This is a genomic window from Streptomyces sp. NPDC037013 (assembly GCF_055607265.1).
The window spans coordinates 344,075-363,488 of record NZ_JBVJRV010000004.1 but is presented as its reverse complement, the minus strand read 5'-3'; the positions used below and the strand labels follow the sequence as shown (position 1 = coordinate 363,488).

Below are 19,414 nucleotides of genomic sequence, written 5' to 3'. Positions count from 1 at the left end.
CAAGAAGGCGGCCGCCGCCGCACGCCAGGCCCGCGTCGAGGCGATGCGCCGCGCGGAACAGGCCCGCGAGCGGCGGACCCGCATCATCACCGTCGGCGTGAGCATGGTGATCGTGGCCGCGCTCATCGGCTTCGGCGCGTACGCCCTGGACCGCGCCGACGACAAGGAGCAGCGGAACACCGCCGCCGCCAAGAAGCCAGTACGGGGCGAGAGAACGTGGGACGCGGAGAAGCTGGGCCGCGACCACGTGAGCAAGAGCGTCGACTACCCGATGACACCGCCCGTCGGGGGCGACCACCACCAGGCGTGGATGACCTGCGACGCCAGCGTCTACACGAAGGAGATACCGGAGGAGAACGCGGTGCACTCCCTCGAACACGGCGCGGTCTGGGTCACGTACAACGACAAGGCACCGGACGCCGACGTCGAGAAGCTGGGCCGGAAGGTCTCCAAAACCCCCTACAGCCTGATGAGTCCGGTCGCCGGCCAGCGCGGCCCGATCATGCTGTCGGCCTGGGGCCACCAGCTCACCGTCGACGGCGCCGCGGATCCGCGGGTCGCCGAGTTCTTCGCGAAGTACGTGCAGGGCGCGCAGACCCCCGAGCCGGGTGCCGCGTGCACGGGCGGGGTCGACTCCGCGTGACCGCCGTTCCGGCCGGCGCGCGGGCGGTCCACCGCGCGCCGGCCGGAACGGCCTCTGTCAGGCCGTGACGGGCCGCGCCTCGGAGGGCGGACGGGTCAGCCGTCCCGCCCGGTGCAGGCCGAGGAGCGCACCCGAACAGCCCAGGCCGAGAAGGAGCAGCGCGAGCCAGGGCAGCGCCGGCACGCCCGCCCCCCTGGCGGCGTCGAGCGCCGCTCCCGTCAGCAGGTTGCCGAGGGTGATGCCGACACCGCAGATGGTGTTGTAGAGCCCGTAGTGGGTGGCGACCAGCCGGTCCCCGGAGAGCCGGACGATGGTGTCCATCTCGAAGGGATACGCGATCATCGTTCCCAGCGCGAGGAGCAGCGCGGCAAGGAGCGGCGGGACCGCGGCGAGCAGCCGGCGTCCCGCTTCCCCGCCGGGCGCGGGCAGTGCCGTGGCCGCGAGGAGCGGCAGGAAGGCGAGGCCCATGCTCAACAGCCCCCAGGCCAGAGCGCGTCCGGGCGCCATCCGCTCCTTGCACCAGGCCGTCACGCGGGTCTGGCCGAGGATGGTCGTCAAGCCGGACACCGCGAAGAGCAGTGCCACGGTGACGGTGCCGAACGGGCCGTCGCCGCCGAGCCGCCGCACTTCGAGGGGCAGCGCCAGATACACCTGGAAGGTCAGGACGTACGACCCGATCATCGCGGCCGAGAAGAGCAGGAACGCCCGGTTGGCCACGATGCTCCGCCACTGCGCAAGGACCTGGTTCCCCGCACCGACGGCCCTGCCCGGTCCGCGGTCCGTCGCGTCGTTGCCCCGTCGGGCGGGGAGCGCCCGCACCTGTACGACGCTCAGCAGCGCGAAGATCGCCGCCGAGACGAGGCAGGTGATCCGGAAGTCGACGCCGGTGAGCACCATCCCCACCAGCGGGCCGAGCAGGATGCCCGCCTGGTAGAAGACGTTGAACAGCGCGAAGGCCTCGACGCGGCGCTCGCCCGCGTCGGCGGCGAGATAGGCCCGCACGGCCGGGTTGAACAGCGCCCCGGCGAAACCGGTGGCCGCCGAGGCGACGATGAGCGCGGCGACCGAGTCGACGAGGCCGAGCGTGGCGAAGCCGGCGGTGCGCAGCACGCAGCCGGCGACGATCAGCGGCTTGTAGCCGAACCGGTCGGCGAGGGTGCCGCCGACGAGGAACATGCCCTGCTGGCTGAAGTTGCGCACGCCGAGGACGAGGCCGACGAGCCACCCGGCGAGACCGAGCGTCCCGGAGAGGTGCTGGGCGAGATACGGCATCAGCATGTAGAAGCCGAGGTTGATGGTGAACTGGTTGGCCAGCAGCAGCTGGACGCTCCGGTCGTAGGAGCGGAACTGCGTGAGGGTCGTCCTCACCTGACCTCACCTCCTTCCGTGGAAACGACGGCCGCCCCCGGCTCCCGCGCCGGAAGGAGCGGGTCTTGTACGGTGGTGCAGCGCGTCCAGCGCGTGACCTCCTTGTCGCCGGGGTGGTCGAGTACGTCGGGTTCGGGCGCCGGAGTGTGGCCCAGGAGGCCGTGTTCGGCGCAGTACGCGTCGTCGTAGACCGTCTCCAGGTAGCGCTGCGGCCCGTCCGGGAAGACGGCGACGATGCGGGTGTCGCGCGCGAGCGTGCGGGACAGCCAGCCGGCCACCAGCGCGACCGCGCCGACGCTCCAGCCGCCGGTCGCGTAGTGCGAGGCGGCCAACTTCCTGCACGCCCAGACGGATTCGGCGGGTGCCACCCAGTGCACCTCGCCGAAGCTCTCGTAGGCGACGTTGCGCGGGTGGATGCTCGATCCCAGGCCGCGCATGAGCCGGGGCCTGGCGGGCTGGCCGAAGATGGTCGAGCCGACGGCGTCCACGCCGACCAGGCGCAGTCCGGGGCAGAGCCGGCGCAGGACGCGCGAGATGCCCGCGGAGTGCCCGCCGGTGCCGACGCTGCACACCAGCACGTCGATGTGGCCGAGTTGCGCGGCGAGTTCGCGGGCGAGCGGGGTGTAGGCGCTGACGTTGTCGGGGTTGCCGTACTGGTCGGGGCACCACGAGCCGGGGTGGTCGGCGAGGAGTTCGGCGACGCGGTCTCGGCGGGCCTGCTGCCAGCCGCCGGTGGGGTGCGGTTCGGGGACGGTGTCGACGGTGGCGCCGTAGGCGGCGAGCAGCCGGGCCATCGACGGTTCGAGGCCGGGGTCCGTGACCAGGGTGACCGGATGGCCGTGGACGGTGCCGGCCAGCGCGAGGCCGAGGCCGAGTGTGCCGCTGGTCGACTCGACGATACGGGCGCCGGGCCGCAACTCGCCCCGGCTGCGCGCCTGTTCGACCATGTGCAGGCCGGCCCGGTCCTTGATCCCGCCGGGGTTGAACCCTTCCAGCTTGGCCCAGAAGCCGCGGTCGGGCGGGGTGAGGGGCCGGGACACGTAGAGGAGGGGGGTGTTTCCGACGAGGCCGGGGAGGGTGGAGCCGGAGGGGGCGGTGGAGTCGTGTGCGGTCGGAGAGTGCATCTCTTCGCTTCTCGCTATCGCTCAGGAGGTGCTCCCGTCGGGGTGACGTCAGGGGCCGCGAGCGGTGGGCGCCGGGCAGGAGGGCCCGGGAAGCCGACTCGCCGCGCACCTGAACTTCCCGCGGGAAAAGAACAGTTCGGCGACGGCGTCGGTCTAGATGCGCAGAATCGTGGAATCCGCCGCGTGCGCTATCGGGAGCACGAAGTCCCGTCCGGCGATCCGGTGGGCGCGGGGCACCGGGGGCACGGCGCCCGCACCGCGGGCGTCGAGTGGCGAGAGGCAGGGCGTGTCCACGTCCGGGCCCTGCGGGGGCTGGGTCAGCGCGCACTCTTCTACGGCGTGCAGCTGCTGGTGGTCGTGGCGAGGCTCCCCGTACGAGGCCGCACCGGCCCCGGCCCGCTCCGCCGACCCGGCCGTCCCGCTCTCCGTGAACCCGTCGGCCGCCCTCTCCGCCGGCAGGGTGATGGCGCTGTCGGCGATGAGGTGACGGCTCGTGACGTCCGAACCCGCCAGGTGCGCCAGGATGAGACCGAAGAGGAAGAGACCCAGCCCCGCCGCCCGCCACAGCGCCGCTGTGGAGCGGCTCCGCCGTGCACCGGGAGGGGACCAGGCCGTCATCACGTTCGTGATCGTAGCCCGGCCCGCGGACCCGCACCTCGCGACGCACGAGAACACACCACGAACAAGCCACACGCCGAAGAGCCTGCCGGGAGACGGGCCGGGCCCCGTCGGCTGGGACCTCACGAGGAACTCCGGGGGACCTTCCCGCAATTGTCCGGGGGTTGCCGTGAGGCGGGTGCCGGGTCCGCCGCCGCCCGCGGCGGGGGCGGCGGGCCCGCACGATCCACGGGGGTGGGGGCGTCCCCTACGAAGCCCCCTGAGCCGCGTCCGTCGTCCACGCCGCGCGCAGCGCCTTCTTGTCGACCTTGCCGACCTTGGTCGTGGGCAGCTCGTCCAGCAGGACCGTCTTCCGGGGCGTGTACAGCTCCCCCAGCTCGGCGGTGACCGCCGAGCGGACCTCGTCCGGGTCGACGTCCGCGCCCTCGGCCGTGGCCAGGAAGATCTGCACGGCCTCCCCGTACTCCTCGTCCGGCACGCCCAGCGCCGCCGCGTTGCGCACACCGGGCAGCGTGAGCAGGAAGTCCTCCAGGACCCGGGAGTAGACGTTGTCGCTGGTGCTGCCGGTGACGATGATGTCCTTGGCCCGGTCGACGAGGTAGAGGTAGCCCTCGGCGTCCAGGTAGCCCATGTCGCCGGTGCGCAGCCAGCCGCCCTGGAGCGCCTCCGCGGTGCGCTCCGGGTCCTCGTAGTAGCCGAGCATCACCGACTCGCCGCGGACGCACACCTCGCCGACCTGCCGGACCGGCAGCGCGGCCGTGCTGTCCTCACCGCGGATCTCGATCTCGGTGTCGGCGATCGCCCGGCCGCAGCTGCGCCAGAGCTCGGGCCGCCGGGCCCCTTCCGTGGCGAGGTCGTCCGCGCCGAACGCGGCGATGCCGAGCGCCTCGGACTGCCCGTACCCCTGGCCGAGGACGGGCCCGAAGACCTCGACCGCCTGCTGGAGCCGGCTGGGCGAGGAGGCCGCGCCGCCGACGACGATCCGCCGCAGCGCGGGGAAGGTGCCCGGCCGACACTCGGGGTGGTCGAGGAGCGCGTACAGCATGGGCGGTACGAACATGGTGGCGGTGATCCGCTCCTCCCGCAGCACCTCAAGTGCCGCGCCCGCCTCGAACTCGGGCAGCACGACGAGGACGGAGCCCGTCACCAGCGCTTGCAAGGAGGTGAGGTGGCCGCTGCCGTGGGTGAGGAGCGTGGCGGCGAGCACCCGGTCCGTGCCCGGGGTCATGGCGGGGAAGAAGCTCGTGGCGGAGGAGGCCCGCGGGGTCTCCCGCGAGGCGCCCTGGGAGCCGTCTTGTGAAGTGTCCTGCGGGGCCTCCTCCACGGAGTCGATGAGGACGTTGTAGAGCCGGTGGCTGTGCGCGGCGAGCTTGGGCCGGCCGAGCGTGCCGCCGGTGTACAGGACGGTGACGGCCTCGTCCGCGCCGGGCGCGGGCACACCCTCGGGGCGCTCCGTGGGGCACTCGGCGGCGACGGCCAGCAGGTCGGTGCAGTGCGGCTCGCACGGTCCGAGGCCGAGCAGCACGGGCGCGTGGACGCTGCGGCCCGCCGCGTCGGCGGCCCGCGCGGCGAAGAGCGGGTCGGTGACCACGGCCCGCGCCTTGGACTGCTCGACCAGTGCGGCGAGTTCACCGGGCCCGGGTTCGGGGGGCAGGAACACGACGCGGCAGCCGATGAGATGGACCGCGAGCTGCACCAGGACGGAGTCCACGCGGTTGGCCAGGAACAACCCCACGCCGTCGCCTGGCTCGAGCCCCTGCCGGCGTAGCGCGTGCCCCAGCGCGAACAGCCGTCGCCGGGCCTCTCCCCGGGTCAGCCGCTGCGTGCCCTGGACGAGCGCCTCGGTCTCCTCGTCCTTGTGCCAGTGCTCCAGAACGAGGTCCACGTACGTCCGGGGTGCCGGCGTGTCCTGTGTGTTAATGATCATGAACACATGCAAACATGCCGATCGGAATCGATGTCCGGGCAGGGGGCATCTTCGGCCACCGGCGGGCGGAGTACTATGCCCCGGTCTGCGCCCCCGCCTGCGTCGCCTTGAGCCGCCCACGTGTCCTTGAGGACCCGCGGCGCGCGGCACCCCACGGGAGTACCGTCCGCGAAGACGACGCAAACTTCGTGGTGTCCGCCGCCGCGGTGTCCCCTCGGGGCCGCGCGCGTCCCGCCCCCGTCAGGGCGAGGGCACCGTGTCCTCGAAGGCCGTGCCCGCCGCCCGGTAGCCGGCCACCTTCGCCGAGACCTGCGCCGGCGTCAGCACCTGGTCCTTGACGTGCAGGACGTAGTCCACCTGCTGGTCGTAGGAGCGCGGCGTGGTGGCGGACTGTCCCGCCAGGTCGATCAGCCACTGGTTGAAGTTGATCGACATCGGCCGCTCCGGCAGGTACGCGGCGTCGTGCGTGCCGAACGGCTGCCCGTCGACGTAGTAGCGGATGGAGCTGTTGTCGATCGTGACCACCAGGTCGTGCCAGCCCGCGTAGCTCTGCCGGCTCTCGGTGTGCTGGTTGACTGCCTGCCACGGGTCGGGGTTGTAGGTCTCCCACGACGTCGTGTACAGGATGTTCGACGGCTCGCCCCAGCCGCCGTTGGGCAGGTACTCGAAGTCGTACTCGGCGTAGTCGTCGGCCATCGGCGCCTTGAGGTCGTTGATGGTGAAGAACGTCTGCACCAGGTGGTCGCCGTCGGGGCCGCTGCGCGGGGCGTCACTGAACTTCACGCGCGCGGCGTACGTCCCGTTCCTGAACTTCATCGCCTTGGTGAGCACTTCGGTCTGTTCGGTGCTCGCGCCGGTGCCCGCGGTCGACGTCTCCAGGTTCATCACCGTGTTGCCGCCCGACGACGCGAACGTCACGTTGCGCGGGTCCCAGGTCGCGCCGGGCACGCCGGGGCCGCCCGAGTTGGAGCGCACGTTCCAGCCGTGTGCCGAGATCTTCGGGTCGTCGTACGCGCTGTACGTGAAGTCGTCGAACAGCGTGGCCCCGTCGCCGGGCGGGTCGGTCGGGTCCGTGGGGTCGGTGGGATCGTTGCCCTCGGGTGCCGTGCCCCAGACCGTCGCGCCGTCGAGCTGCGCGGTGACCTTCGACCAGTTCGCGTACGTGGACTGCGCAGCGCCGAAGGAGTAGTCGTCGGACTGGTTCAGCGGCTGCCAGTCGGCGCGGTGGAAGCGCAGTTGGAGGTCGCCGGTGTCCGCGCCCGCCGCCAGCGATCCGGCGCCCGGCGTGAACCCGATCTCCAGGTAGCGGTCGGCGGTGGCGGTCGGCTTGGCGAGCGTCCCGAACGTGCCGGTGACGTTGCCGCACCCCTTCACCGCCCACGAGCAGGCGAAGCGGTAACTCGGGTTGCCCGCGTCCGACTTGAAGTAGTAGCGGATCTTCACGCCGCTCAGCGCCACGCTGGAACCGCCGGTGTTCTTCACCTTCAGCCACGGTTCGGCCTGATCGCTTCCGGTGGCGCCCGTGTGGTACTGCACGGTCAGGTCGCCGACGGCCGCGACGGCGGGCGACGGGAGCGCGAGCAGTCCCGCGCAGCCGGCCGCGGCCGCGACGGCACAGGTGAGGGACCGCTTCGCCGAACGGGTGAGCGTCTTCCTTCTCATGCCTGTTCCTTTCTCATGCCCGTCCCTCTTCGGGACGGTGGGGAGGGGGACGTGTCAGGGACGGTCGGGGTGGGGGACGCATGGATCGAGTGGGCCGTGCCGCACGCCCAGCGCGGTGAGCCGGGCGGTGTGCTCGCGCAGCCGGACGTGCACGCCGGGCCAGGGTGCGGCGCCGTGCCAGGCGCGGTCGGCGAGTGCGCAGAGGCGGGGGAAGGCGAGCCGGTCGACGTGGTCCGCGGTGGGCGCGAACTCGGTCCACAACTGTGCCTGGATGCCGAGGAGTTCACCGGCTGTCGCCGTGTCGTCCGGCGGCTCGTGGTCGTGCACCGCCCGCAGGTCGACCACGGGCCCCGGCTGCGCCTGCGGCTCGGCGGGGTCGGCCGACTGGGCGTAGTCGAGGTAGGCGGCCCGGTGGTGGCAGCTGATGACCCGGTGGCCCCGCTTCAGGGCGAGACGGGTGTGCTCGGGGTCGCGCCACGTCATGACGGTGAACTCCGGCGGCAGCCCTTCACCGTTCTCCGCCCACGCGGTCGGGACGCGCCCGCGTTCGACGAGGTGCGCCCCGACGCGGCCGAGGAACCAGCCCCGCAGCGCGGCGGTGTCCGGCAGGCCCTCGGCGGCGGCCCGGGCGCGCGCCGCCGGGCTCGCCGCCCACTCCGTGGTGGGGCACTCGTCGCCCCCGATGTGGATGTGCGCAGAGGGGAAGACTTCCAGGACCTCGTCGAGGACGGCGCGGCAGAAGTCGAGCACCGGCTCGTCGACGGCGAGGACGGTGTCGCAGACGCCCCAGTCGGTCCACACGTCCAGCTGCCGGGTGGGGTTGTTGCCGAGTTCCGGGTGGGCGGCGAGGGCGGCCCGGGTGTGGCCCGGCATCTCCACCTCCGGGACGACGGTCACGCCCCGCGCGGCGGCGTACGAGACGAGGCCCGTCAACTCGGCCCGGGTGTACGCGCCTTGGTGGGGGACGCCGTCGTGGACCGTGCTGCCGTCCGGTCCCACCATCGACTGCGTGCGGCGGCCGCCCACTTCGGTGAGCCGGGGGTACGCGGCGACGGGCATCCGCCACCCCTGGTCGTCGGTGAGGTGCAGATGCAGGACGTTGAGCTTGTGCAGGGCGAGCAGGTCGACGTATCTGCGCAGCTGCGCGGCCGGCTGGAAGTGGCGTGCGACGTCCAGCATGAAGCCGCGCCAGGCGTGGGACGGGACGTCGGTGATCTCCACGCAGGGCAGCTGCCACGGCGTGCCGAGCCGGGGCCGTCCCGCGAGGGCCTCGGGCGGCAGGAGCTGTCGGAGGGTCTGGACGCCCCGGAGCAGTCCGGTGAGGTGGGCGGCGCGCAGGAGCAGTGCGTCCGGTCCGACGGTGAGGCCGTACCCCTCCTCGCCCAGGCCGCGCAGCTGCGGGTCGAGCGCGAGGACGAGCGGCCCGTCGGGTGAGGCCGGCAACCGTAGCCCGGTCGCAGGGGCGAGCAGGGTGCGAAGCAGCGCGGCCGCGGGTTCCGCGCCCGGGGAGACGCGTACGGCGGTGTGGCCGCCCAGGGTGAAGTGGCCGGGACGCCAGGAGAGTTGGGTGGGCAGGGGGACGAGGGAGGGGCGGGGTGCGGGCACGGCGGGGCCTCCAGAGGCGGACGGGTCGGTCCTGGACTGCGGGCGGATTCAGCCCTTCACGGCACCGGCCGCGAACCCCGACGTCACCTGCCGTTGCAGCAGCAGGAAAACGGCGAGCGCGGGCAGCGCGAACAGCGTGGAGGCGGCCGTCGTGGCGCCCCAGTCGGTGCCGAACGTGTTCTGGAACGAGGAGAGCCACACCGGCAGCGTCCGGTGGTCCTGCTGCTTGATGATCAGGAAGTTGGCGTACGCGAACTCGTTCCACGCCGTGATGTAGCCGAACAGCGAGGTCGCCATCAGTCCTGGCGCGAGCAGCGGGAACGCCACGTGCCGGAACGCCCCGAGCCGCGTACACCCGTCGACCTGTGCCGACTCCTCCAGCTCGGGCGGGATCGTCGCGATGAAGCCGCGCAGGACGACGACGGTGAACGGCAGCGTCATCATGAAGTAGACGAGGGTCAGCGTCGGCAGCCGGTCCAGCATGTCGGTGTCCCGCGCGATGATGTACACGGGAATGATCAGCGACTCCCACGGCGCCATCTGCGCGATGAACACCATCAGCATGAACTGCCGCCGCCCCCGCCACCGCATCCGGGCCACCGCGAACGACGCGCCCAGCGCCACGACCAGGGCGAGGAGCACCGCGCCGAGCGTGACGAGCACGCTGTTGCGCCAGAACAGACCAAAGCCGTCCGCCTCGATCGCCCGCCGGAAGTGGCCCAACGTCCAGCTGCGCGGCAGGAGTTGCGGGTCGTCGGACTGGATGTCACGGGACGGTTTGAACGACGTGGTGACCATCCAGTACACCGGGAAGAGGCACACGAGCACCGTGAACGCCGCGCCGAGGTGCAGGGGCAGACGGCGCAGTGTGCGCGAGGTGGTCACAGCTCGGCCTCCTGTCGGAACATCTGCCGGAAGTAGAGGACGAGGACGCCCGACATCAGCAGCACGGTCACCATCGAGGCCGCCGAACCCAGGTCGTAGTGCTGGCCGGACAGGGCCGTCTGCACCGCGTACACCGGCAGGATCGTCGTCGCGTCCCCGGGACCGCCACGCGTCATCACCCAGATCTGCACGAACGCCTTGAATGTCCAGATCACCTCGAGTGACAGGACCAGCATGAAGATCGGGCGGACGATGGGCAGCGTCACCGAACGGAAGACGCGCGCCCCCGAAGCCCCGTCGATGCGCGCGGCCTCGCACAGCTCGGCCGGCACGGTGGTGAGCGCCGAGTACAGCGTGATCGCGGCGAACGGCACCGACTGCCACACCACGAGCAGCACCAGGATCGTGAAGGCCGCCGGGCCATGCGCCAGCCACGGATACCCCTCGAACGACGTGAACCCCAGGCCGGTCAGCGCATGGTTGACGATCCCGAACTCCGAGTGGAACAGCCACTGGAACACCGTCGTCGCCGCCACGACCGGCATCGCCCAGGCGAGCACGAGCGCGCTGAGCACCGCGGCCCGCCAGAACCTGCCGAGCCGCTCCACCATGAGCGCCACCAGCGTCGAAAGAACCATGATCGAGACGACACAGACCGCGCTGAAGGCGAACGTACGGCGCACCACCGTCCAGAAACGGGGGTCGGAGAGCAGCGTCGTGTAGTTGTCGAAGCCGGTGAACCGCGCGTCACCCAGGATCAGTTCGCGCAGTCCGAAGTCCTGGAACGAGATGAGGACGGCGCGCCCCAGCGGATAGAGCAGCAGATACAGCATGCCGAGGACGGCGGGCGCCACCAGGAGGTACGGCCAGACGCCGGACGTCGTCCCGCGACGCGGGGGACGCGCCGGGCGCCGGGGCGGCCGGGTGAGGCGACGGGGCTCGGTCCGTTCGCGGACGACCGACACGACACCCGCTCCCTACTTCATCGCCGCGGTGATCGCGTCGGACGCCTTCTCGGCCTCCCGCGCGGGATCTCCGCCGGTCAGGACGGCCGTCATGTAGTCCTTCACGGGGTTCTTGGCCTCGACGGCCGCCCAGCCCGGCGTGTTCGGCGTGGCATGGCCGACGGCCGCGCCCACCGCCATCGCCGAGGCGCCGGGGTCCTCTGCGACGGCACCGGCGAGGGTCGTCCTGTTGGGCACGTAGCTCATGGCGACGGCGAGCTTCTTCTGCCAGACGTCGCCCGTGAGCGCCTTGACGAAGGCGTACGCGGCGTCGTGGTGTCCGGCGACGGCGGGGATCACCAGGTCGGAGCCGCCGGTGAACACCGCGCCCGGCTTGTCGGCCGTCTTCCCCGGGATCGGGAAGAACCCCAACTTGCCCTTCAGCTCCGGGTTGTTCTGCGCGACGACGTTGGCGCCACCGGGCGTGTTGATGATCTGGGCCACCTCCCCCTTGGCCATCACCTCGGCCTGGGGCGGCTGCGCCTCGTCGGAGTCCTTGGGGCCCTTGCCGAGCGCCTGGAGCTTCTTGTAGAAGGCCATGCCGCGCAGCGCCTCGGGGGTGTCGAGGGCACCTCGCCAGGTCCCGTCGGACTCGGTGGCGAGGTCGCCGCCCTCGTCCCAGATGAAGCCCGAGAGGGTGTACCAGTTCTGGCCGGGGAGATAGATGCCCTGCCGGCCGTCCTTGTCGAGCTTCCTGGTGGCGGCGATCCACTGGTCGCGGGTCTTGATCGCGTCGGCGTCGATGCCCGCCTTCTCGAACAGGTCGGTGCGGTAGACGACGACGCGGTTCGCCGCGTAGAAAGGGATGCCGTACTGCTTGCCCTCGTACGCGCCCGGTTCGGCGAGGCCCTTCAGCCAGTGCTTGCCGCCGAGGTCGTCGACCTTGTCGCTCAGATCGAGCAGGCCGCCGCTCTGGGCGAGCTGGGCGACCTGCGTGTTCCCGGTCTCGATGACGTCGGGCGCGTCGTTACTGGCGAGCGCGGCGGTGACCTTCTCGCCGATGCCGTCCCACTCCTGGATCTGCACCCGTACGTCGATGTCGGGATGCGCGGCCTCGAAACCTTTCTCGAACTCCTTCTGGAAGGCGGCCGAGACGCTGTCGCGCATCAGCCACACGTCGAGGGCGGTCCGCCCGCCGTCACCGGAGACCCCGTCGCCGGATCCGGACGAACTGCAGGCACTGAGACCGGCGGCCGCGACGAACGCGGACAGGCCGGCGAGCAAGCGGAGCTTCACGGGTCACCTCTGGGCATCGGACCTGACCAGTTCCGAACTGGTCAGGTGACCTCTGGTGATGGAGAAAGGTGGCATGGACCAATCCAAGCGTCAACCCCCCGGTAAATGCTGGTGAGTTGTCGGTCGGTTGTCGATCTCCGCACCCTTGTGGTCAACTGGTCAGGCAACTGGTCGTACGGGGCAAGGGGGTTCGTTCGGTGACTGCCGACACGCGCAGGAAGGCACCGGGAGCGGTGCTCAAGCGGGAGCGGGTGCGCGACCACCTCCTCGAACTCATCGAGTCGCAGCGGCCCGGTGACCCCATCCCCTCCGAGCGCGCCCTCTGCGCGGACCTCGGCGTGTCCCGGCCCACCCTGCGCGCCGCCGTCGACGAACTGGTCGCCGCGGGTCTTCTCGTACGCGAACACGGGCGCGGCATGTTCGTCGCCCCGCAGAAGATCACCCAGGAACTCGTCTCCCGCGAGCAGGCCCTGTCGGTCCCGCCCGCCGCAGGAGCCTGGTCCAGCAGGCTCCTGGAGTTCACCACCATCCCGGCGGGCGCCCGCGTCGGCCGCAAGCTGCGCCTCTCACCCGCCGCGGAGATCGTCTACGTGGCGAGGCTCCGGCTCGTCGACGGCACCCCGATGGCCATCGAACACCTGCACATCCGCGCCGACCTCGTCCCCGGACTCAGCGCGCAGGAACTGGAGAGCGGCGACCTCTACGAGCATCTGCGCGAACGCCACGACGTTTACGTACGCGAAGCCGTGCAGGCCATCGAGCCGACGGTGGTCACCCGCGCCGAGGCCGAGCTCCTCGACGTGCCGGAGCTGTCACCCGCGCTGCTCTTCGAACGCCTCACCTCGGACACGGCGGGGCAACCCGTCGAGTACGTGCACTCCCTCTACCGGGGCGACCGCTACCGCATCGTCTCCCGCCTCACCCTCGGCCCCGCCGCGACCACCGCGGAGCCCCTGCCCGGCCACCACCCCGGCATCCCGCCCGGCGACTTCGCCCACCGCGACACCGTCGCCTCCTCCACCCGGGGCGACGTACAACAGGCACCCTGAGAGGGCGCGCTCAGGGCGATGGGTGGGTGTGGGCCGTCCTCGCGGGCAAGGGGTGCGCGGCGGCCGGGCGGAGGATCTGTCCGGCGGCCAGTTCGCGGTAGAGGGGGCTGGCGCCGAGCAGTTCCTCGTGGCGTCCGTGGGCGGTCGTGCGGCCGTTGTCCAGCACGACGATGCGGTCGGCGTGCTGGACGGTGGAGAGCCGGTGCGCGATCACCAGCAGGGCGCACTCCTGAGCGACGTCCTTCATCACCGTGGTGAGCGCCGTCTCGTTGATGGCGTCGAGGTGGGAGGTGGGCTCGTCGAGCAGGAGCAGTGCGGGGCGGGCGAGCAGGGCGCGGGCCAGGGCGACGCGCTGGCGCTCACCTCCCGAGAGGGTGTTGCCGCGGTCGCCGAGCATTCCGTTCAGGCCGCCGCTCAACCTCCGTACGACATGGTCGAGTCGCGCCAGCTCGATGACGCGCCGCACCTCGGCGTCGGTGGCGTCGGGCACGGCGTAGGTGATGTTGTCGCGCAGGGTGCCGTGGACGACGTGGGTGTTCTGGTCGACGACGGCGATCCGCGCGCGGCACTCCGCTCGGGTCAGTTCGGTGGCGGGCCGCCCGTCGAAGAGCAGGGTTCCGGAGTCCGGTTCGTAGAACCTGGCCACCAGCGCGAAGATCGTGCTCTTTCCGGCACCCGACCGGCCGACGAGGGCCGTCTGGCGCCGGTGGGGCACGGAGAAGGTGACACCGCGCAGGACCGGCCGGCCGGGGTCGTAGCCGAAGGTGAGGTCCCGCAGTTCGAGTGCGGGTGGCTCGTCCGGCGCGGCCTCGCTCGTACGGGCCCGTACGGACGGCCGTCCGGCCGGTGCGGGCTCCGCGGGCAGGCGCAGGGCTTCGTCGATGCGCTGGTAGGCGCCCATGCCGCGCTGGATCAGGCCGACTGCGCGGAAGACCGAGGACAGGGGCAGGACGAGGTAGGAGGCGTAGAGCAGGAAGGCCACGAGGTCGCCGAGGGAGTTGGCGTGGCCGGTGACGCGCAGGCCGCCGATGACCAGGACGAGCAAGAAGGAGCCCTGGACGGCGAGTTCGACGGCCGGGCTCATCACGGACGCGAGTTTCGCGGTCCGCACGCCCGCGTCGTAGGCGGACTCGACGCGCTCACCGATGCGTTGGGCTTCGCGGTCCTCGGCCCGGTGGACGCGGACCATGGGCAGGGCGCCGAGCGCGCGCTCGAGGTCGGCGGCGACGGCGCCGACGGAGGTCTGCATGTGCTCCGACGCGGCACGGATGCCCTTCAGGAGCGAGGCCACGACGGCGGCCGCGGTGGCCACGGTGAGGGCGACCAGGGCCAGCAGCAGCGGGTCGATCCACATCATGAGGGCGATCGCGCCGGCCGCGACGAGGGCTCCCGTGACGAGGTCGACGAGGGCCTGCGAGACCACCTCACGCAGCAGGGTGGTGTCGGTGGTCACGCGGGAGATCAGGTCGCCGGTGCGGTGCCGGTCGTACTCCCGCATCTCCAGCCGCAGCAGTCGCGCGACCAGGCCGTGGCGGAGCTGTCGTACGACTCTTTCGCCCATGCGTTCCAGGACGAAGCGGCCGATGGCGCCGGTGGCCGCCTCGCTGACGAACAGCACGGCAAGGAGGAGCAGCAGTGGCCAGTACGCCCGCCCGTGGCCGCTCGCGTCCACGATCTGTTTGGCGACGAGGGGCTGGGCAAGCCCGAGGGCGGAGCCGACGAGGGTGAGCACGGTGGCCACGACGACGGAGGTCCGGTGCCCGGTGGTGAGCCGGTACATGGTGGCCACCGCGGCCCGTGTCGAACGGTCCGGGGTCTTCGTGGCGGGCTTCTCCTCCCGCGCCTGGGAGCCCGTCATCGGCGGGGCGGCCGGTTCGCCGTCGCCGGCTCCACCGCGAGCAGCCGCGCGAAGTAGTCGTCGGGCACGTCTTCACCGATGGGGCGGCCCTCCGCCTCGATCCACGCGTGTGCGTTGAAGGGCGGCACCACGCTCGCCCCGGTGCACCACGTGGCCCAACTGCCCGTCAGCCGGCACAGCAGGGCGGCGCCAAGCGAGCGAGGCAGGCAGCCTTTCGGCCCCGCGCAGACCAGGCTGACCGCGCACATCGCGTCCCGGGCGCTCCTGGCCTGTGCGGCGGTGGCCGGCGCGGCGCCGCGGCGTACGACATCCAGGACGGCACGGATCCGGCGCGGGGGCAGGAACGAGAGGGCGACGGCCGGGAGCAGCACGAGGCGGGCGGCGAGCCGCCGGGTGAAGGGGACGCCGGTGGGCCGTTCCAGGGCGCTCGGTGTCGTCACGAGGCCAGCCCCGACTCGCGGAGTTCCCGCACGAGTGCCGTGACGTCCTGCTCCGCGCGGTCCCGGCCGATGGCGAATTCCGTGACGAGCGCGTCGACCGCCGCCGTTTCGTCACCGCCCTTGAGGAGGGTCTTCACGACCAGGGTCCCGGTGGGGTTGAGCTCCCAGTAGTTACCGCTGCGCTGGTCCAGAAGGACGGTGCCGTAGTCGGTCTCCGTGGTGGAGACCTCGGGGCCGAACCGCAATGCCATGGTGGGTGACTGCCTTTCTCCGGTGGCGGGCCTGGCGGGTGGGGCTCAACGGGCGCGTGCGGGGGACAGGCCACGCAGCCATACCTCGGCGGCGATGGTGGAGTAGAGGATGGCGTCGCGCAGCCCGGGGGCGGAGGGCCGCTGCGCGAGGTGACGCAGCGCGTCACCGTCGACCAGGCCGAGCCGTTCCAGCCGGGAGTCCTCCCACAGGGCCAGCAGGTCGGCGCGGTGCCGTCGCAGGCCGTTGGCCGCGTCCATGGCGGCGGCCGCCTTGGTGGTGCGCCGCAGGCAGCTCTCGGGCACGATGCCGCGCATCGCGGCGGTGAGGACGGGCTTGTACGCCCAGGGCGTGACGCGTTCGTCCGGCCGGATCGCGAGGCACGCCTCGATGACCCGGTCGTCGAGGAACGGTGATGCCATCGGTACGCCGGCGCGGGCCGCCATCCGGTCCCACTGGCGGATGATGCGTGTGCAGGAGCGGATCTGTTCCAGGTCGGTGTGCAGGCCGCGGTCCGGGTGCAGCGGCGTGGCCGTCGCGGCGGCTTCTCGCAGGGCGCGCCGCACCATGTGTTCGGCGTCGGGGGTGACCCAGTCGAAGAGGCGTGGGGGCATGCCCCAGCCGAGGCTGGTGGTGGCGGTGGCGGGGAGCGGTTGGCGAAGCTGTCCTGCGGCGTCGGCGAGGCACCTGCCGTAGGGGCGTGAGTCGGCGAGGGCGCGCGCCGTGGCGCCGAGCGGCCACTGCCACAGGGCCCGGAAGCCGCGCAGCTGCCGGAGCGCGAACAGCGGGCGGGTGCGCGCCAGTCGGTGGTAGTACGCCTCGGAGCACCAGGCCACGTGGTCGCCGCCGATGCCCGTGAGATGCAGTCGGCTGCCGCGTTCCGCCATGGCCGGCAGGTGGTGCAGGACCCTCGAACGGTCCATGACGCCGATGGTCGGTTCGTCCAGCAGGTCGTCGATGCCCAGCAGATCGTCGTAGACCAGCGGTGAGGCGTCGGCGTCCCACACCACGTGCTCGACGTCCGGCAGGTGCTTCGTCGCCTGCTTCGCCCAGTGCAGGTCGGTGTCGGCGGGGTCGCGCCCGGGCCACGTGCTGGCCACCACGTGGGCGGGCGACCGGTCGGCCAGGAAGCAGATGGAGGTGGAGTCCAGGCCGCCGGACAGGTCGCAGCTGACCACACCGCCTTGCCGGGTGCGGGCGTCGACGGCCGCGACGAGTGCCTCGCGGACCAGCGGGGCGCCGTCGGCGAGCGTGCGGACCGGCTCCGGCGGGGTCCACCACCGCGTGTGGCGTACGGTTCGCCCGTCCGCGGCGACGATCAGCGCGTCCTGCGGCGGTACGGCGGTGACGGCACGCCACAGGGACGTCTCGGAGAGCGGATAGGGCACCGGCCACAGCAGCCGGACGGCGAGCTGCTCCTCGTCGGGGTCGTGGCCCAGCGCGGCGGCGAGGACGTCGGCGCGGGTGGCGGCCACCCGCACGCCGTCCACGGCGGCGTGGAAGACCAGCCGGAGCCCGGACGCGGTGCCCTGCACCCTGAGCCGGCCGTCCAGGGCGGCCACGAGGTGGAAGCTGCCGGGCAGGGAGCGGGCCAGCGCGTCCAGCTCCGCCAGGTCGCGCAACCGCCCTGCCCTGGCCTCCAGTTCGGCGGCGTCGACGGGGCAGCAGCCGACGACGGCCAGTGCGGTGCGTCCGGCGCGTGCCGTGACGATCTCCTGGTCGTCCCACTGCCCCACGAGCCATGGCCGGCCCGACGGGTGTTCGAGGACACGGGTTTCGCGGGTTCCGGGGTGGGTGAAGGACCGGGCCACGGCGGCCGCGTCCTCGCGGTCGGTGAAGACCGCGAAATGCGCGTCGCCGGGGCCCGTCCCCGCACTCTCGTGCGCTTCAGTCATGACGTCGGGTCAAGGACCGTCGGTCGTCAGTTCTTGCTCAGGATGAGCCGGTCGTTTCCGGACCGCTGCAGCAGCCCGGTCTTCTTCCGGAATGTCCCGAGCCGGACGAGTGCCGGTGCTTCGTAGGCCTTCTTCATGACTTCTCCTCTGGTCGGAGGATGGGCGCCACCTCCCCCGGCCGACGGCGCGCGGGGCTCCGTCGACCTGCCCAGGACTCATCGGGAACCCCGGGGCGAGGAAGTGGTCGCAGCACCTAGCTATGTGCACAACCGGAGCGCATGACAAGGCCACCTGCATAAATACGACAATATGGAGAATTAAGAAAAACGTTTCAACCAGTATCACTGCAAAATGTCGATTATCGCGGAATCTTCTGCAATGACGTCGGAGTCAGCTGCTCAAACGGAATGGCGGCCCCCTGTCGGACCGGCCTGCGCCGTACCGGGCCCGGCCCTGATTACCGTTCCGCCATGGCCGGCTACCGCATCGAAACCGGAGGCCCACGGCCCCGACGGCACGACGCTCTTCGCCGGGGGCTGACGAGGGGGCTGAGGGAGAGGAGGAGCGTGAGAGGCGTCCTAGAGCCAGCCGGCCCTCATGCCGGTCACCGTTCCCGAGCCGATGTCGCCCTTTGGCTGTCCGAGCTCGCCGGCCCAGACCCGCTCCAGCATCCGGCGGATGGTCCCCACGATCTCGGGCGTCGCATCGCGCAGGCTCTCCGCGTCCGCCGCGGAGATCTCGTCCGCGGCGATGCCGGCCTCCTTCAGCAGGCCGGGGAGGTGGGTGAACTTGTCGGACAACCAGAGCAGCGGGTCCTCGGACAACTCCTCGACGAAGGTCCGCGGGCCGGGTTCCCATCCGACGATGTTCGGGTGGTGGTGGGTGCGGTCGAAGGTGTTCGGGGCCGCGTTCGCGTCCTGGAGGAGATCCACCCGCCAGAGCGGGCGGCCGATGGCGATGGGACGTGCCGCGTAGATGGAACCCGGCAACTCGCCGCTCTCGAAGACCCGTAGCTCCAGCCGTACGCCACGCTCGGGGGTCTCCTGCCCGTGCAGCGGCTTCGGGTTGAGGAAGTAGAGATCGCTCACCACGACGCCGACCCGCTCGAAGGCGAATGCGTACAGCACGCCAACCCCCTGGGCTACTCGTAGAGCAGGCAAACCCGGTGCTGCCGAGCCTACGGACATCGGCCCTCACGTCACGGGCGAGAACCGGACAACGAAGCGGGCGTCGCGTCCCCGAAGGGGCGCGGCAGGGGTTCGATCATCGGCCTTCCCGGTCACGGCGTAATGCGTGCTGTGGGCGTCCTGCCGGCCGTGACCGACCGGAGCCGCTGTTCCAGCACGCGCGCCCAGGACTCAGCGGTCGGGCTCTTACCGTCCCGAGGGGCGTTGACCGACACCTCGACGGCACCCACCCGCACGATGATGTGCTCGAATCGCGCGCTCTTGAAGCTGAGACCGCGTCCGTCGCCGACGTCGGCATCGGTCGGGTCGTAGCAGGAGTACAGAGCCCGGTCGAGTTCGAGGTTCTCCCGGGCGGCCGCTATGCGTCCATCCCGCGTGGGTCTGCCGCCCGTCCCCCCGGAGCCCATGGGCACAGTCAGCGCGAAGTAGGCGCCACTCCCCCGCGCCCCGTTACCGGCACTCTTGTTCATCGAGTACGCGTGGGTATTGCGCTCGGCGGCCTCCTGAGGAGTGGCCCCGCAGACAGTGCCGTAGGTGGCTTCGATGGAAGCCGCGTCGTCGCGCCAGCCCACGAAGTCCGAACCGGACAGGCGCCAGCCCGAGGGCAGTTCCCGTGCTGTCGGGAGCGCGGCCTGCAGGCCACGGAGAGTGGGTACTCCGTCCG

Annotated in this window: 18 protein-coding genes; 2 read left to right on the top strand and 16 right to left on the bottom strand. The window is 71.7% G+C overall.

From position 1 onward, the window contains the following. Positions 1-43 precede the first annotated feature (43 nt). Positions 44-643, top strand: a complete 600-nt coding sequence (locus ACZ7DY_RS16190; protein WP_471136674.1) for a DUF3105 domain-containing protein — start codon at positions 44-46, stop codon at positions 641-643. Positions 644-700: 57 nt separating this feature from the next. On the opposite strand, the gene ACZ7DY_RS16185 is transcribed toward ACZ7DY_RS16190, so the two are convergent. The 9 genes from ACZ7DY_RS16185 to ACZ7DY_RS16145 form a co-directional block, all read right to left on the bottom strand. Beyond that, positions 701-2,011: an MFS transporter gene (locus ACZ7DY_RS16185; protein ID WP_471135367.1), complete on the bottom strand. Its 1,311-nt coding sequence runs from the start codon at positions 2,009-2,011 to the stop codon at positions 701-703. Then, complete coding sequence (locus ACZ7DY_RS16180; protein WP_471135365.1) at positions 2,008-3,135, bottom strand: PLP-dependent cysteine synthase family protein; 1,128 nt, start codon at positions 3,133-3,135, stop codon at positions 2,008-2,010. Before ACZ7DY_RS16180 ends, ACZ7DY_RS16185 begins: the two co-directional genes overlap by 4 nt. Positions 3,136-3,288: 153 nt before the next feature. Further along, a complete protein-coding gene (locus ACZ7DY_RS16175) occupies positions 3,289-3,753 on the bottom strand; it encodes a hypothetical protein (RefSeq protein WP_471135363.1) in 465 nt (154 codons plus the stop codon). A gap of 247 nt (positions 3,754-4,000) precedes the next feature. Continuing rightward, positions 4,001-5,680 carry a class I adenylate-forming enzyme family protein gene (locus tag ACZ7DY_RS16170; protein WP_471135361.1) on the bottom strand — a complete coding sequence of 560 codons (1,680 nt, stop codon included), beginning with the start codon at positions 5,678-5,680 and terminating at the stop codon, positions 4,001-4,003. Positions 5,681-5,920: 240 nt separating this feature from the next. Then, the gene (locus ACZ7DY_RS16165; RefSeq protein WP_471135359.1) at positions 5,921-7,342 is read right to left on the bottom strand and encodes a cellulose binding domain-containing protein; all 1,422 of its coding nucleotides are present in this window, start codon (positions 7,340-7,342) and stop codon (positions 5,921-5,923) included. 54 nt (positions 7,343-7,396) lie between these two features. Next, positions 7,397-8,947, bottom strand: a complete 1,551-nt coding sequence (locus ACZ7DY_RS16160; RefSeq protein ID WP_471135356.1) for a beta-N-acetylhexosaminidase — start codon at positions 8,945-8,947, stop codon at positions 7,397-7,399. Positions 8,948-8,995: 48 nt separating this feature from the next. Continuing rightward, positions 8,996-9,832 carry a carbohydrate ABC transporter permease gene (locus ACZ7DY_RS16155; protein WP_471135353.1) on the bottom strand — a complete coding sequence of 279 codons (837 nt, stop codon included), beginning with the start codon at positions 9,830-9,832 and terminating at the stop codon, positions 8,996-8,998. Next, on the bottom strand, positions 9,829-10,797 hold the full coding sequence (locus ACZ7DY_RS16150; protein ID WP_471135350.1) for a carbohydrate ABC transporter permease: 969 nt from the start codon (positions 10,795-10,797) through the stop codon (positions 9,829-9,831). The genes ACZ7DY_RS16155 and ACZ7DY_RS16150 overlap by 4 nt, the downstream gene beginning before the upstream one ends. Before the next feature lie 12 nt (positions 10,798-10,809). Beyond that, positions 10,810-12,072 (bottom strand): extracellular solute-binding protein, encoded by a 1,263-nt coding sequence (locus tag ACZ7DY_RS16145; RefSeq protein WP_471135348.1) that lies wholly within the window; start codon positions 12,070-12,072, stop codon positions 10,810-10,812. Between the two features lie 197 nt (positions 12,073-12,269). On the opposite strand from ACZ7DY_RS16145, the gene ACZ7DY_RS16140 reads away from it, so the two are divergent. Then, the gene (locus tag ACZ7DY_RS16140) at positions 12,270-13,121 is read left to right on the top strand and encodes a GntR family transcriptional regulator (protein ID WP_471135346.1); all 852 of its coding nucleotides are present in this window, start codon (positions 12,270-12,272) and stop codon (positions 13,119-13,121) included. A gap of 10 nt (positions 13,122-13,131) precedes the next feature. On the opposite strand, the gene ACZ7DY_RS16135 is transcribed toward ACZ7DY_RS16140, so the two are convergent. From ACZ7DY_RS16135 to ACZ7DY_RS16105, 7 genes are all read right to left on the bottom strand, one after another. Continuing rightward, entirely contained in the window at positions 13,132-14,979 is a 1,848-nt protein-coding gene (locus tag ACZ7DY_RS16135) for an ABC transporter ATP-binding protein (protein ID WP_471135344.1), read from the bottom strand. Next, positions 14,976-15,419: a lasso peptide biosynthesis B2 protein gene (locus tag ACZ7DY_RS16130; protein WP_471135341.1), complete on the bottom strand. Its 444-nt coding sequence runs from the start codon at positions 15,417-15,419 to the stop codon at positions 14,976-14,978. Before ACZ7DY_RS16130 ends, ACZ7DY_RS16135 begins: the two co-directional genes overlap by 4 nt. Then, positions 15,416-15,670 carry a lasso peptide biosynthesis PqqD family chaperone gene (locus ACZ7DY_RS16125; protein WP_471135339.1) on the bottom strand — a complete coding sequence of 85 codons (255 nt, stop codon included), beginning with the start codon at positions 15,668-15,670 and terminating at the stop codon, positions 15,416-15,418. The genes ACZ7DY_RS16130 and ACZ7DY_RS16125 overlap by 4 nt, the downstream gene beginning before the upstream one ends. A gap of 45 nt (positions 15,671-15,715) precedes the next feature. After that, a complete protein-coding gene (locus ACZ7DY_RS16120) occupies positions 15,716-17,563 on the bottom strand; it encodes a lasso peptide isopeptide bond-forming cyclase (protein ID WP_471135336.1) in 1,848 nt (615 codons plus the stop codon). Positions 17,564-17,589: 26 nt separating this feature from the next. Next, the gene (locus ACZ7DY_RS16115) at positions 17,590-17,700 is read right to left on the bottom strand and encodes a keywimysin-related RiPP (RefSeq protein ID WP_107098009.1); all 111 of its coding nucleotides are present in this window, start codon (positions 17,698-17,700) and stop codon (positions 17,590-17,592) included. Positions 17,701-18,141: 441 nt separating this feature from the next. Next, positions 18,142-18,690 (bottom strand): hypothetical protein, encoded by a 549-nt coding sequence (locus tag ACZ7DY_RS16110; protein WP_471135333.1) that lies wholly within the window; start codon positions 18,688-18,690, stop codon positions 18,142-18,144. A gap of 152 nt (positions 18,691-18,842) precedes the next feature. Then, positions 18,843-19,322, bottom strand: coding sequence for a hypothetical protein (locus ACZ7DY_RS16105; RefSeq protein ID WP_471135332.1), 480 nt, complete (start codon positions 19,320-19,322; stop codon positions 18,843-18,845). Positions 19,323-19,414: the final 92 nt, after the last annotated feature.

Bases quoted from the DNA above. Each gene is read 5' to 3' on its own strand.
- ACZ7DY_RS16190 (WP_471136674.1), top strand. From the start codon at position 44: ATGCGCCGCGCGGAACAGGCCCGCGAGCGGCGGACCCGCATCATCACC.
- ACZ7DY_RS16125 (WP_471135339.1), bottom strand. From the start codon at position 15,670: ATGGCATTGCGGTTCGGCCCCGAGGTCTCCACCACGGAGACCGACTAC.
- ACZ7DY_RS16115 (WP_107098009.1), bottom strand. From the start codon at position 17,700: ATGAAGAAGGCCTACGAAGCACCGGCACTCGTCCGGCTCGGGACATTC.
- ACZ7DY_RS16135 (WP_471135344.1), bottom strand. From the start codon at position 14,979: ATGACGGGCTCCCAGGCGCGGGAGGAGAAGCCCGCCACGAAGACCCCG.
- ACZ7DY_RS16165 (WP_471135359.1), bottom strand. From the start codon at position 7,342: ATGAGAAGGAAGACGCTCACCCGTTCGGCGAAGCGGTCCCTCACCTGT.
- ACZ7DY_RS16180 (WP_471135365.1), bottom strand. From the start codon at position 3,135: ATGCACTCTCCGACCGCACACGACTCCACCGCCCCCTCCGGCTCCACC.
- ACZ7DY_RS16170 (WP_471135361.1), bottom strand. From the start codon at position 5,680: ATGATCATTAACACACAGGACACGCCGGCACCCCGGACGTACGTGGAC.
- ACZ7DY_RS16175 (WP_471135363.1), bottom strand. From the start codon at position 3,753: ATGACGGCCTGGTCCCCTCCCGGTGCACGGCGGAGCCGCTCCACAGCG.
- ACZ7DY_RS16120 (WP_471135336.1), bottom strand. From the start codon at position 17,563: ATGACTGAAGCGCACGAGAGTGCGGGGACGGGCCCCGGCGACGCGCAT.